The organism is Burkholderia singularis, from assembly GCF_900176645.1.
Classification (GTDB): domain Bacteria; phylum Pseudomonadota; class Gammaproteobacteria; order Burkholderiales; family Burkholderiaceae; genus Burkholderia; species Burkholderia singularis.
Window position 1 is genome coordinate 41,823 of sequence record NZ_FXAN01000014.1, and the last position, 13,451, is coordinate 55,273.

Here is a 13,451-nt window from a genome sequence, read left to right on the forward strand (position 1 = left end):
TTCTGATGCAAATCCTGACGGCAAGCGCGGCGTCACCGTTTATCCCGCACCGCAACGAGCGCGCATTGTCTCGAATCAGTGAATTTTTGATAATGGGCGTAGCATTTGAAGCATTTTCAAACGCCGTTGAAAAATCGCATGGACCGACTGGGAGATATCCGCTTGTTCGTCGAGGCTGCGGAACTGGGCAGCCTGTCGGCTGCGGGACGCAAGCTCAACTTGACGCCCGCCGCCGCGAGCGCGCGGCTTGCGAAGCTCGAGGCACAGGTGTCGACGCGCCTGTTCGAGCGCTCGACGCGCCGGCTGCGGCTCACCGACGAGGGGCGGCTCTATCTGAACTGCTGCCGCCAAGCGCTGCAGGCGCTCGACGACGCCGACGCGATGCTGCAGGAGGGCCGCCATGCCGTGAGCGGCAAGGTGCGGCTGTCGTCGACGTCGGATTTCGGCCGCCATCTGCTGCTCGACTGGCTCGACGCCTTCATCGTCCGCTATCCGGACATGCGGTTTTCGCTCACGGCGTCCGATTCGTCGTCGAATCTGTGGCAGGACGAGATCGACCTCGCGATCCGCTTCGCGGCGCCGCCGGACGGCGCGCTCGTCGCGCGGCGCCTCGCGACGAACCGGCGCGTGCTGTGCGCGTCGCCCGCGTTCGTCGCGGCGCACGGCACGCCGAAGGACCCGCACGATCTGGCGCGTTTTCCGTGCAACGTAATCACGATCGCGTCCGGGCCGCTGAACGTGTGGCGCTTCACGCGCGGCGACGAAACGCAAACCTACACCGTGCCGCTCGATAACGCGCACGAGACGAACGACGGCGGCCTCACGCGCGAATGGACGATCCGCGGCTACGGGATCGCGCTGAAATCGATCTGGGATATCGCGGACGACGTCCGCGCGGGCCGTCTACAAGTGCTGCTGCCCGACTGGCGGCACCACGATGCGCCGCTGCACGCGATCTATCACAGCAAGCGCTACATGCCGCCGCGCGTGCGCGTGCTGCTCGATTACCTCGTCGAGCGCTTCGCGCAGGAAGAAGCCGCGCTCGACGATTTATTGAACGCGTGCCGGTGACGCGGGCGGGCCGGCGTACCGGCCAGGCCGGTGCGCCCGAATCCGCGCGACGCGGCCGCACCGCCAACGCCGTTGCCTATCCGGTTTCATCGCTCGCCGGGCGCCCCGAAAAGCTATAATAGAAAGCTTTCCCGGCGGCATCCTCCCCTCGCGACGCGCACATCGGCACCTGCGGCCGTGCGCGCCGCGTCGCACCGATCCGTCCCCCCAATCGATTTGAACGACGCCCCCAGGTCAACCACTGCGAACGGCGAACCCTCATGACCAAAAAAGTTTACGTCAAGACCTTCGGCTGCCAGATGAACGAGTACGACTCGGACAAAATGGTCGACGTGCTCCACGCCGCCGAAGGGCTGGAGAAGACCGACTCCCCCGAGGACGCGGACATCATCCTGTTCAACACCTGCTCGGTGCGCGAGAAGGCGCAGGAGAAAGTGTTTTCCGATCTCGGCCGCGTGCGCGAGCTGAAGGAGGCCAAGCCGGATCTGTTGATCGGCGTCGGCGGCTGCGTCGCGAGCCAGGAAGGCGCGTCGATCGTCGCGCGCGCGCCTTACGTCGATCTGGTGTTCGGCCCGCAAACGCTGCACCGGCTGCCGAAGATGATCGACGCGCGCCGCGCAAGCGGCCGTGCGCAAGTCGACATCACGTTTCCCGAAATCGAGAAGTTCGATCATCTGCCGCCCGCGCGCGTCGAGGGGCCGAGCGCGTTCGTGTCGATCATGGAAGGCTGCAGCAAGTTCTGCAGCTACTGCGTCGTGCCGTATACGCGCGGCGACGAAGTGTCGCGTCCGCTCGACGACGTGCTGACCGAAATTGCCGGCCTCGCCGACCAGGGCGTGCGCGAGGTGACGCTGCTTGGCCAGAACGTGAACGCCTATCGCGGCGCGCTGACCCGCGGCTCGTCCGCCAAGGGGGCTTCGTCCGGATCGCACGAGATCGCCGATTTCGCCACGCTGATCGAATACGTCGCCGAGATTCCCGGCATCGAGCGCATCCGTTACACGACGTCTCATCCGAAGGAGTTCACGCAGCGGCTGATCGACGTCTACGCGAAGGTCGACAAGCTCGTCGATCACCTGCACCTGCCGGTCCAGCACGGCTGCGACCGGATTCTGATGGCCATGAAACGCGGCTACACGGTGCTCGAATACAAATCGGTGATTCGCAAGCTGCGCGCGATCCGCCCGAATCTCTCGCTGTCGACCGACATCATCGTCGGCTTTCCCGGCGAGACCGACGCCGATTTCGACAAGACGATGAAACTCGTCGACGAAATGAACTACGACACCAGCTTCTCGTTCATCTACAGCCCGCGCCCCGGCACGCCGGCCGCGAACCTCGCGGACGACACGCCGCGCGAGATCAAGCTCAAACGGCTGCAACATCTGCAAGCGACCATCGATGCGAACGTCGTCCGGATCAGCCAGGCGATGGTCGGCAAGGTCGAGCGGATTCTCGTCGAAGGGCCGTCGCGCAAGGATCCGAACGAACTCGCGGGACGCACCGAGAACAACCGGGTCGTCAATTTCCCCGCCCCCGTCGCATCGCACCCGCGCCTGATCGGCCAGATGGTCGACGTGACGATCAATCACGCTTATCCGCATTCGCTGCGCGGCGAGCTGGTGCTCGCGCACGACGATGCAAGCACGAACACGCATTGACGCGATACCCCGCCATCGCTGGAGCCTGACGCCACTTTGAAAACCGCCCAAGCACTGGAATTCACCGCGCCGCGCGACGACAACACGCGCCTGGCCAACCTCTGCGGCCCGCTCGACGAAAACCTGCGCCAGATCGAACAGGCGCTCGACGTGACGCTGTCGCGTCGCGGCCACCGGATCGCGATCCGCGGCCGCGGCGCCAAGCTCGCGCTCGCCGCGCTCGAGGATTTCTACAACCGCGCGCGTGATCCACTGTCGGTCGACGACATCCAGCTCGCGCTCGTCGAGGCGCGCCATCCGGGCAACCCGCGCCACACCGGCAACGGCGGCGACGAAATCGACGTGCGCCTGCGTGGCGACCCCGACCATCCGTTCGACGAGCCAGCGGGCAACGCCGGCGAACCCGCCGGCGACGACGCGGCACCCAAGCTCTACACGCGCCGCGCCGATCTGCGCGGCCGCACGCCCGCGCAGCGCGAGTACCTGAAGCAGATTCTGTCGCACGACGTCACGTTCGGCGTCGGGCCGGCGGGCACCGGCAAGACATATCTGGCGGTCGCGTGCGCGGTCGACGCGCTCGAGCGCGACCAGGTCAAGCGGATCGTGCTGACGCGCCCGGCCGTCGAGGCGGGCGAGCGGCTCGGCTTTCTACCGGGCGATCTCGCGCAGAAGGTCGATCCGTATCTGCGGCCGCTGTACGACGCGCTGTACGATCTGCTCGGCTTCGACAAAACCGCGAAGATGTTCGAGCGCCAGATGATCGAGATCGCGCCGCTCGCCTATATGCGCGGGCGCACGCTGAACCACGCGTTCATCATCCTCGACGAGGCGCAGAACACGACACCCGAGCAGATGAAGATGTTTCTCACGCGGATCGGTTTCGGCTCGAAGGCGGTCGTCACCGGCGACACGACGCAGGTCGATCTGCCGCGCGGCCACAAGAGCGGCCTCATCGAGGCCCAACAGGTGCTCTCCGGCGTGCGCGGCATCGCGCTCACGCGCTTCTCGAGCGCCGATGTGGTCCGGCATCCGCTCGTCGCGCGGATCGTCGAGGCGTATGACGAATTCCACGCGCAGCGGCAGGACGACTAGGGCCGATTCGCGCCGGCAACGGGCTGGCGAGCGCCGCCGCTTCCGAAGGCCCGCCTTTTCCGGCGGAAAAGGGCGCCCCGCGCCACATCGCGCGGGGCGCACGCCAAGTTCGCCTCTGCCGCCAGATCCGGCGCGGCGGCAAGACTCGATGATCAGGCTATGCAAGCCCCCCGCTTCACCGGTGCGATACTCCTCCCCAACCATCGCCGGACGCCTGTCCATTTGGTGTATCCTCAGCGCGTTCAAACCGACGTAAGCGTGATGAAATCGTCTCGTCCTCCGAAAAAGCCCGCGCACGCCGACGCGGCGCAAACTGAAGCTCCCCGCCTGTCGTTGTTCGACGCCAAAGGCAAAGTCAAAACGATCGATGCGCAAGCGCTGCGCGTCGATTTCGCCGACGGCCGCAGCCTGATGTTCGACCTGTCCGGCCACTCGGGCGACGCAGCCGTCGCGATCGTCGCGCAGCATGCGAACCCGGCGCTGCGCGCGAGCCTCGCGCTGCGTCCCGAGCATTACGACAGCGTGATCGTCGCGGTCGGCGCCGACGAAAACCCCGACCATGCGCATGACGAAGCCGATGAGGCGCGCGAGCCCGAACTCGACCTTGCGCTCCAATATGGCGACGAAATCGGCGATGCGCAGCGCAAGACGCTGCCCAAGCGCAAGGTGATCGCCGAATGGCTCGAGGCAGCGCTGTTCGCCGACGCCCAGTTCACCGTGCGCTTCGTCGGCGAAACCGAAGGCCGCGCGCTCAACGCAAGCTACCGGCACAAAGACTACCCGACCAACGTGCTGACCTTCGCATACGGCAACGAGCCGGACGGCGCGACGGTCGCCGATCTCGTGCTGTGCTGCCCCGTCATCGAGAAGGAAGCGCGCACGCAAGGCAAAACGCTCGTCGCGCACTACGCGCATCTGCTCGTGCACGGCGCGCTGCACGCGCAGGGCTACGATCACGAGCGGGGCAAAGCGGATGCCGCCGAAATGGAAGCGCTCGAAGTCGATATCCTCGCGCGGCTCGGCTTTCCGAATCCGTATCGCTGATCCGCGCAGCCGTCAGCCGTGGACCGCCCTGCCCCCATGCTGCCCGCCTGCGCGTATCCGCCGCCGCTCGGCGAAGCGCGCTACCTGAGCGACGCGGAACTCGCGGCGTCGCTCGCCGCAGCGCTCGTCAACTGGGATCGCATAAGCGACCTGTGGCTGTTCGGTTATGGCTCGCTGATCTGGAACCCCGGCATGCCGACCGCCGAGGCCGTGCGCGCAAAGATTCACGGCTATCATCGCGGACTCTATTTGTGGTCGCGCGTGAACCGCGGCACGCCCGAACAGCCGGGACTCGTGCTCGCGCTCGACCGCGGCGGCTCGTGTACCGGGCTCGCATTCAAGCTCGCCGGCCGCACCGCGATGCCGCACCTCGAAGCGCTATGGCGGCGCGAGATGGCGATGGGTTCGTACCGTCCCGCGTGGCTGCCGTGCGTGCTCGCGAACGGCGAGCGCGTCAACGCGCTCGCCTTCGTCATGCGGCGCGACGCGCCGACCTACACCGGCAGGCTGCCCGACGAAATCGTGAAGACCGTGTTCGGCTGCGCGCGCGGCCGCTACGGCACGACGCTCGACTACGTGAGCCGCACCGTCGCCGCGCTGCGCGACAGCGGGATGCCCGACCGCGCACTGGAGGCGCTGCTCGCGCGTTGCCGTTAGCGGGCGGCGCGCGGCGCGCCGGCCGGCTGCGGCGGGGCCATCGCGCCACGCCACGCGATGCGAATAAGTCCCTGTGCCGCGCAATGCGAGAGCGATCGCGACGCGCGCCATGCGGGCCGCCGGCAAAACCCGCGCGCCCGTTGCGGGCTCGCGCCACGGCCCGCGAACACGCGGCCGGTGCATGCGCCGGCCATCGCCGCAGCCGCCCGGGCAAGCCCTTTGCCGCCAGTGCCCGCTCGCCGCTTTCTGCGCTACGATGAAGGTAGCCGAGCGGGCAGCCGCAACGCAATCGCCCAATCCGCATCCGCACCGCCCGCGTGCCCCGCACGACCGACACGGCAGCGCAACGGCCTTGGTGTATCCTTCTCAACTCCGTGACAGCGCGCTTTCCATCAAGCGGGAGCGCACCACCATGAACGATTCGTATCCCAGTCGAAAGCCTACCGACAAACCGCATGAAAAGCGCTCGCTGCTCGAGCGCCTGACCGACTTCATCTCGCCCGAGCCCGAATCGCGGGCCGAACTCCTCGAAATCCTGCAGGACGCGCACGAACGCAATCTGATCGACGCTGATTCGCTGTCGATGATCGAAGGGGTGTTCCAGGTATCCGACCTGTGCGCGCGCGACATCATGGTGCCCCGCGCGCAAATGGACGCGATCAACATCGCCGACAAGCCCGAGGATTTCATCCCGTTCGTGCTCGAAAAAGCGCACTCGCGCTACCCCGTCTACGAAGACAACCGCGACAACGTCATCGGCGTGCTGCTCGCGAAGGATTTGCTGCGCTTTTACGCCGAAGAGGAATTCGACGTGCGCGGAATGCTGCGCCCCGCCGTCTTTATCCCCGAATCGAAGCGGCTGAACGTGCTGCTGCACGATTTCCGCGTGAATCGAAACCATCTCGCGATCGTCGTCGACGAATACGGCGGCGTCGCAGGCCTCATCACGATCGAGGATGTGCTCGAGCAGATCGTCGGCGACATCGAGGACGAATACGATTTCGACGAGGAAGCAGGCAACATCATCGCCGCGCCGGACGGCCGCTATCGCGTCCGCGCGCTCACCGAGATCGAGCAATTCAACGAAACGTTCGGCACCCATTTTTCGGATGACGAAGTCGACACGATTGGCGGACTCATCACGCACCATTTCGGCCGCGTGCCGCATCGCGGCGAAAAAGTGCGCCTGGGCGACCTGGTATTCGAGATCCAGCGCGGCGACGCCCGCCAGATCCACGTGCTGCTCGTGCGCCGCACGCCACTCGCGAGCCGGCGCGGTCTCACGGCCGGCGAAACCGAATGACCGCGCGATAGCGCCACGATCGGCGCCGCCCTTGACGCCGGCTGGCCCGCAAGCCGCCCTCTTCAACGCTTTTCCGACGCCCGCATGGCCGAACCGATTTCGACCCGCCCGCCGCACGGCGCTTGCCCAACGGCCGCCGGCAGCGCGCTGCCCGTCTGGCACTATCCCGCCGCGCTGCTCGCGGGCGCGGCCAATACGCTGACGTTCGCGCCGACGCCGCACGGCGGCTGGCTGCAAATCGCCGTGTTCGCGTGGCTGTTCGCGCAGCTCGCGCGCACCACCCGCTGGACGCAAGCGGCGGCAACGGGCGGCGCGTTCGGCTTCGGCAACTTCATCACCGGCATCTGGTGGCTCTATATCAGCATGCACGTGTACGGCGAGATGGCCGCGCCGCTCGCGGGCGGCGCGCTTGTGCTGTTCTGCGCGTATCTGTCGATCTATCCCGCGTTCGCGGCGGCACTCTGGTCGTTGTGCACCCGGCGCGCGCATCGCATGGCTGCCGCCGGCCAACGCCCGTTGCCGCCGGCGTGGTATCACGCGTTCGCGTTCGCGAGCGCGTGGGCCGTCGGCGAATGGCTGCGCGGCACCGTGTTCACCGGCTTTCCGTGGCTCGCGAGCGGCTACGCGCAAGTCGACGGCCCGCTTGCCGGCTATGCGTCGCTCGTCGGCGTCTATGGCGTCGCGTGGGTGCTCGCGCTCGTCGCGGCTCTGGCGGTGCAGGCGGTCGTCCGCGTGCGCGCCGGCAGGCGCGCGGCGGCCTCGCCGGGCGACGCGCGCCCCGCGAACGCGGCGGGCACGGCGAACGCCGCCGCGCCGGCGCTCACGGCGCTCGCGCTCGTCGCGGCCGGCCCGCTGCTCGCGCTCGTGCCGTGGACCGTGCCCGCGAACGCGCCGCTCGATGTGCGGCTGCTGCAAGGCAACGTCAAACAGGAGATCAAGTTCGAGCAAGCGGGCATCGACGCGGCGATCGAGCTGTATCAAAAGATGATCACCGACAAGCCGGCCGATCTGATCGTCACGCCGGAAACGGCAATAGCGGTCATGACGATCCAGGACTTGCCCGAGTCGTTTGCCCGCGCGATCCGCCAGTTCAGCGACACGACGAACACGTCGATCGTGTTCGGCGCGGTGGGCGATACGATCACCGAGGACGGCAGAATTGTCGATTACACGAACAGCCTGTATGGCGTAACGCCGCATTCGCGCGACATCTACCGTTACGACAAGCACCACCTGGTGCCGTTCGGCGAGTTCATCCCTTGGGGTTTTCGCTGGTTCGTCGACCTGATGAAGATGCCGCTCGGCGATTTCGCGCGCGGCGCGCTCGTGCAGCCGCCCTTCATCGTGCGCAACCAGCCGGTGATGGTCGACATCTGCTACGAGGATCTCTTCGGCGAGCAGATCGCCGCGTCGATCCGCGACAATCCGGTGTCGCCCGGCGTGCTCGTGAACGCAACGAATCTCGCGTGGTTCGGCGACACGATCGCGCTCGACCAGCATCTGCAAATCGCGCGGATGCGCTCGCTCGAAACGGGCCGGCCGATGCTGCGCGCGACCAATACCGGCATGACGGCCGCGATCGACGCGCACGGGCGCGTGATCGGCCGATTGAAGCCTTACACGATCGGCTCGCTCGACGTGCGGATCGAAGGCACGGCGGGCCGCACGCCGTATGTGATGAGCGGCGACAGTACGGTGCTCGCGCTTTCGCTGCTGCTGCTCGCAGCCGGTTTCGCGCTCGGGCGCAGATCGCGCCGGCGCAGCTGACGCGCCGCCCGTTCACGCTCGACCGGGCGCGCGCGGTGCCGTGGCGCCCTCCATGCCGGGCGCGGCTGGACGGCAAGCGGCGCGCAATGTGCCGCGAAACGCGCGAAATACACAAAACGCGCGCAACGTGAGCTGCACCGCCATTGCGCGCCACCCCATTCCGAACGCACCCCCGCGCCGATCCGGTAAAATTGCACGTTTCAGCACAGACCCCAGCCGCGCGCCGCGCGAGCTGACGGCACGGGCGCCGCCCGCGCCGGCGGCCCGCAACGCCCGCCCAGCGCCCCGAAGGCTCCTCATGCTCACGTTTCAGCAAATCATCCTGACGCTCCAGTCCTATTGGGACAGGCAGGGCTGCGCCCTGCTCCAGCCGATCGACATGGAAGTCGGCGCCGGCACGTCGCACGTGCACACGTTCCTGCGCGCGGTCGGCCCCGAGCCGTGGCGCGCCGCCTACGTGCAGCCGTCGCGACGCCCGAAGGATGGCCGCTACGGCGAAAACCCGAACCGTCTGCAGCACTACTACCAATACCAGGTGGTGCTCAAGCCGGCGCCGGAAAACATCCTCGATCTGTACCTCGGCTCGCTCGAAGCGCTCGGCTTCGATCTCAAGCAAAACGACGTGCGCTTCGTCGAAGACGACTGGGAAAATCCGACGCTCGGCGCGTGGGGGCTCGGCTGGGAAGTGTGGCTAAACGGCATGGAAGTCACGCAGTTCACGTACTTCCAGCAGGTGGGCGGCCTCGACTGCAAACCGGTGCTGGGCGAGATCACTTACGGGCTCGAACGTCTCGCGATGTATCTGCAGAAGGTCGAAAACGTCTACGACCTCATCTGGACCGAATGGGAAGAACAAGGGCCGAACGGCCCCGAGCTGCGCCGCCTCACGTATGGCGACGTGTATCACCAGAACGAAGTCGAGCAGTCGACGTACAACTTCGAGCAAGCGAACGTCGAGCTGCTGTTCACGTTCTTCAACAGCTACGAAGCCGAGGCGAAGCGGATGATCGACGCGCAGCTCGCGCTGCCCGCGTATGAGCTGGTGCTGAAAGCCGGCCATACGTTCAACCTGCTCGACGCGCGCGGCGCGATCTCGGTGACCGAGCGCGCCGCGTATATCGGCCGGATTCGCGCGTTGTCGCGGCTCGTCGCGCAGGCGTATTACGATTCGCGCGAAAAGCTCGGCTTCCCGATGATCGGCAACCTGGTCAAGGGCGTGCCCGGCCTCATCACCGACGCGCAGGAAGCCGCGCAGCCCGCGTGGGCGCCGGCGCTGAAAGCCGAACGCAAGATCGATCAGGACTGACGAGATTCTCCACATCATGACGCAAAACCATCCCGCTCCCCTGCTCGTCGAACTGCTGACCGAAGAACTGCCGCCCAAGGCGCTGGCCCGTCTCGGCGACGCATTCGCCGAAGGCCTCGCGCAGCGCCTCGCCGCGCGCGACTTGATCGAAGGTGAACTCGCGTTCGAGCGCTACGCGACGCCGCGGCGTCTTGCCGTCGTCGTGCACCAGGTGCGCGCCGTCGCGCCCGATCGCCAAGTCCGCGAAAAAGTGCTGCCGGTGTCGGTCGCGCTCGACGCCGACGGCAAACCAACCGCGCCGCTCGCGAAGAAGCTCGCGGCGCTCGGCCACTCGAATCTGTCCGTGGCCGATCTCGAACGCGCGCAGGACGGCAAGGCCGAAGCGTTCTTCGTCAACTACACGGCGGCCGGCACGCCGCTCGCCGCCGGCCTGCAGGCCGCACTGGACGAAACGCTCGCGAAGCTGCCGATTCCGAAGGTGATGACCTACCAGCGCCCGGACGGCACCGACGTCCAATTCGTGCGCCCCGTGCATCGGCTCACCGTGCTGCACGGCCAAGCCGTCGTGCCCGTGACCGCGTTCGGCATCGACGCGGGCGACACCACGCTCGGCCACCGCTTTCTGTCCGACGGCCGCATCGCGATCCACGACGCGAGCGCCTATGCGGACACGCTGCGCGCAAAGGGCCGCGTGATCGCGCAATTCGCCGAGCGCAGGGAAGCGATCCGCACGCAGCTCGACGCGCATGCCGAAGGCGATCGCGTCGTGATGCCGCAAGCGCTGCTCGACGAGGTGACCGCGCTCGTCGAATGGCCGGTGGTCTATCCGTGCCGCTTCGAGGACGAATTCCTGCAAGTGCCGCAGGAATGCCTGATCCTGACGATGCAGACCAACCAGAAGTATTTCGCGCTCACCGACGCGGCGGGCAAGCTGCGCTCGCGCTTTCTGATCGTGTCGAACATCGAGACGAAAACGCCCGCCGAAATCGTCGAGGGCAACGAGCGCGTCGTGCGCCCGCGCCTGGCCGACGCGAAGTTCTTCTTCGAGCAGGACAAGAAGGTCAAGCTCGCCGATCGCGTGCCGCGCCTCGCGAACGTCGTCTACCACAACAAGCTCGGCTCGCAACTCGCGCGCGTCGAGCGGATCGAGGCGCTGGCCGGCGAGATCGCGCCCGCGCTCGGCGCCGATGCCGCGCTCGCGCGGCGCGCCGCGCGTCTGGCGAAGGCGGACCTGTTGACCGACATGGTCGGCGAATTCCCCGAGCTGCAAGGCACGATGGGCACATACTACGCGCGCCACGACGGCGAACCGGACGAGGTCGCGCTCGCGTGCACCGAGCATTACCAGCCGCGCTTCTCCGGCGATGCGCTGCCGAGCCAGCCGGTCAGCACTGCCGTCGCGCTTGCCGACAAGCTCGAGACGATCGTCGGCATCTGGGGGATCGGCCTTGCGCCGACGGGCGAGAAAGATCCCTACGCGCTGCGCCGTCATGCGCTCGGCGTGTTGCGGCTGCTGCTCGAAAAGCGGCTGCCGCTCGACCTCGTCTCGCTGCTGCGTGCCGCGCATGCGCGCTTCTCGGCCGTGCCAGACGTCGCCGAATCGACGGATGCGCTCCATGCGTTCTTCATCGACCGCCTGCGCGGTCTGCTGCGCGAGCGCGGCTACACCACGGGCGAAATCGACGCGGTGCTGGGCCTGAATCCGACGCGCATCGACGATCTGATCGAGCGCCTCGACGCGGTGCGCGAGTTCACGCGCCTCGCGGAAGCGCAGGCGCTCGCCGCGGCGAACAAGCGGATCTCGAACATCCTGAAGAAGTCCGACGGCGGCACGAACGGCGCGGTGCAGGCCGCGCTGCTCGTCGAGGCGGCCGAGAAGGCGTTGCACGACGAGCTGGCGCAGGTCGCGCCACGCGTGCAGTCGCAGCTCGCCGCGCGTGCGTACACGGGCGCGCTGTCCGCGCTCGCGGCGCTGCGCGCGCCCGTCGACACGTTCTTCAACGACGTGATGGTGAACGCCGACGACCCGGCGCTGCGCGCGAACCGGCTCGCGCTCCTCGCCGCGCTGCATCAGCAGATGAACTGCGTCGCCGATATCTCGAAGCTCGCCGCATAAGACCGGGAGCCACGCGATGCCGACCAGCGCCAGCAAAAAACTCGTCGTCCTCGATCGGGACGGCGTCATCAACGTCGATTCGGACGCGTTCGTCAAATCGGTCGACGAATGGATCGCGCTGCCCGGCAGCCTCGAGGCGATCGCGCGGCTCAACCATGCGGGCTACCGGGTCGTCGTCGCGACCAATCAGTCAGGCATCGGCCGGGGGCTGTTCGACATGGCGACGCTCAACGCGATGCATTTGAAGATGCAACGCGCGGCCGCCGCGGTCGGCGCCCGGATCGACGCGGTGTTCTTCTGCCCGCACACGGCCGACGATCACTGCGACTGCCGCAAGCCGAAGCCCGGCATGATGAAGCAGATCGCCGAGCGCTTCGAGATCGATCCGGCCGCCACGCCGATCGTCGGCGATTCGCTGCGCGATCTGCAAGCAGGCGCGGCACTCGGCTTCAGAACGCATTTGGTGCTGACCGGCAAAGGCAAGAAGACGCTCGCCGACGGCGGCTTGCCGGACGGCACCCGCGTTCACGACGATCTGCGCGCCTTCGCGCTCGATTTTCTTTCCGAAGAACAAGAGTGAAGCGCCCCGCTTCCTCGCCCATTGACGCCACGCCATGCGCTTCGTCCGCTCGCTGCTCTTCACTCTGTATCTGATCGTCTACACGATCCCGTATGCGATCGCCTGCCTGATCGCGTTTCCGTTCATGCGTGCGACCGCGCGCTACTGGATGGCGGCCGGCTGGTGCAAATCGACGATCTTCGTCGCGCGCTGGCTCAACGGCATCCGTTACCGGATCGAAGGCCTCGACAATCTGCCAAACGGGCCGGCCGTGCTGCTGTCGAAGCATCAATCCGCTTGGGAAACGATCGCGCTGCCCGCGCTGATGCCCAAGCCGCTTTGCTTCGTGCTCAAGCGCGAACTGCTGTACGTGCCGTTCTTCGGCTGGGCGCTCGGCATGCTGCAGATGGTCTATATCAACCGCAAGGACGGCAAGCATGCGTTCGATTCGGTGATCCGCCAGGGCAAGGTGCGGCTCGACGACGGCGCATGGATCATCATCTTCCCCGAAGGCACGCGCACGCCGGTCGGCAGCCAGGGGAAGTACAAGACGGGCGGCGCGCGCTTCGCGGTCGACGCCGGCACGCCTGTCGTGCCGATCGCGCATAACGCCGGACACGTGTGGCCGCGCAACTCGTTTACGAAGTTTCCCGGCCTGGTCACGGTGTCGATCGGCAAGCCGATCGACACGCACGGCCTCACATACGAACAATTGAACGAACGCGTCGAGAACTGGATCGAAACGGAAATGCGCCGCATCGACCCCGACGCATACCGGCACGAGCGCGACGCACGCGGCGGCAACGCGCGCGCGTCGAGCGCGGCGTCCACCTGAGTCAAGGTTTTACCCATTGCGCACTGCTAAACGAAGAGAA

General features: G+C 66.9%; 11 protein-coding genes. All 11 read left to right on the forward strand.

The features are described from left to right. The first annotated feature begins 138 nt into the window (after nucleotides 1-138). The gene (locus tag BSIN_RS01640; RefSeq protein WP_089339353.1) at nucleotides 139-1,071 is read left to right on the forward strand and encodes a LysR family transcriptional regulator; all 933 of its coding nucleotides are present in this window, start codon (nucleotides 139-141) and stop codon (nucleotides 1,069-1,071) included. A 260-nt stretch (nucleotides 1,072-1,331) separates the two neighbouring features. Continuing rightward, on the forward strand, nucleotides 1,332-2,732 hold the full coding sequence (gene miaB, locus BSIN_RS01645) for a tRNA (N6-isopentenyl adenosine(37)-C2)-methylthiotransferase MiaB (protein ID WP_089339299.1): 1,401 nt from the start codon (nucleotides 1,332-1,334) through the stop codon (nucleotides 2,730-2,732). A gap of 36 nt (nucleotides 2,733-2,768) precedes the next feature. After that, entirely contained in the window at nucleotides 2,769-3,824 is a 1,056-nt protein-coding gene (locus BSIN_RS01650; RefSeq protein WP_089339300.1) for a PhoH family protein, read from the forward strand. Nucleotides 3,825-4,085: 261 nt separating this feature from the next. Then, nucleotides 4,086-4,868 carry an rRNA maturation RNase YbeY gene (gene ybeY, locus BSIN_RS01655; RefSeq protein WP_089339354.1) on the forward strand — a complete coding sequence of 261 codons (783 nt, stop codon included), beginning with the start codon at nucleotides 4,086-4,088 and terminating at the stop codon, nucleotides 4,866-4,868. An 18-nt stretch (nucleotides 4,869-4,886) separates the two neighbouring features. Beyond that, complete coding sequence (locus BSIN_RS01660) at nucleotides 4,887-5,525, forward strand: gamma-glutamylcyclotransferase (protein ID WP_173678601.1); 639 nt, start codon at nucleotides 4,887-4,889, stop codon at nucleotides 5,523-5,525. A gap of 412 nt (nucleotides 5,526-5,937) precedes the next feature. Beyond that, on the forward strand, nucleotides 5,938-6,828 hold the full coding sequence (locus BSIN_RS01670; RefSeq protein ID WP_059519610.1) for a CorC family transporter: 891 nt from the start codon (nucleotides 5,938-5,940) through the stop codon (nucleotides 6,826-6,828). Between the two features lie 84 nt (nucleotides 6,829-6,912). After that, entirely contained in the window at nucleotides 6,913-8,595 is a 1,683-nt protein-coding gene (lnt, locus tag BSIN_RS01675; protein ID WP_089339303.1) for an apolipoprotein N-acyltransferase, read from the forward strand. 298 nt (nucleotides 8,596-8,893) lie between these two features. Continuing rightward, nucleotides 8,894-9,901, forward strand: a complete 1,008-nt coding sequence (gene glyQ / locus BSIN_RS01680) for a glycine--tRNA ligase subunit alpha (protein ID WP_089339304.1) — start codon at nucleotides 8,894-8,896, stop codon at nucleotides 9,899-9,901. 16 nt (nucleotides 9,902-9,917) lie between these two features. Further along, entirely contained in the window at nucleotides 9,918-12,017 is a 2,100-nt protein-coding gene (glyS, locus tag BSIN_RS01685) for a glycine--tRNA ligase subunit beta (RefSeq protein WP_069234962.1), read from the forward strand. A 16-nt stretch (nucleotides 12,018-12,033) separates the two neighbouring features. Further along, a complete protein-coding gene (gene gmhB, locus BSIN_RS01690) occupies nucleotides 12,034-12,597 on the forward strand; it encodes a D-glycero-beta-D-manno-heptose 1,7-bisphosphate 7-phosphatase (protein WP_059519606.1) in 564 nt (187 codons plus the stop codon). Between the two features lie 34 nt (nucleotides 12,598-12,631). Then, on the forward strand, nucleotides 12,632-13,411 hold the full coding sequence (locus tag BSIN_RS01695; protein WP_069234963.1) for a lysophospholipid acyltransferase family protein: 780 nt from the start codon (nucleotides 12,632-12,634) through the stop codon (nucleotides 13,409-13,411). Nucleotides 13,412-13,451 lie beyond the last annotated feature (40 nt).

What these genes read in the sequence shown, in the direction of transcription:
- BSIN_RS01670 (WP_059519610.1), top strand. Translation starts at nt 5,938, where the DNA reads ATGAACGATTCGTATCCCAGTCGAAAGCCTACCGACAAACCGCATGAA.
- lnt (WP_089339303.1), top strand. Translation starts at nt 6,913, where the DNA reads ATGGCCGAACCGATTTCGACCCGCCCGCCGCACGGCGCTTGCCCAACG.
- gmhB (WP_059519606.1), top strand. Translation starts at nt 12,034, where the DNA reads ATGCCGACCAGCGCCAGCAAAAAACTCGTCGTCCTCGATCGGGACGGC.
- glyQ (WP_089339304.1), top strand. Translation starts at nt 8,894, where the DNA reads ATGCTCACGTTTCAGCAAATCATCCTGACGCTCCAGTCCTATTGGGAC.
- miaB (WP_089339299.1), top strand. Translation starts at nt 1,332, where the DNA reads ATGACCAAAAAAGTTTACGTCAAGACCTTCGGCTGCCAGATGAACGAG.
- glyS (WP_069234962.1), top strand. Translation starts at nt 9,918, where the DNA reads ATGACGCAAAACCATCCCGCTCCCCTGCTCGTCGAACTGCTGACCGAA.
- BSIN_RS01640 (WP_089339353.1), top strand. Translation starts at nt 139, where the DNA reads ATGGACCGACTGGGAGATATCCGCTTGTTCGTCGAGGCTGCGGAACTG.
- ybeY (WP_089339354.1), top strand. Translation starts at nt 4,086, where the DNA reads ATGAAATCGTCTCGTCCTCCGAAAAAGCCCGCGCACGCCGACGCGGCG.
- BSIN_RS01695 (WP_069234963.1), top strand. Translation starts at nt 12,632, where the DNA reads ATGCGCTTCGTCCGCTCGCTGCTCTTCACTCTGTATCTGATCGTCTAC.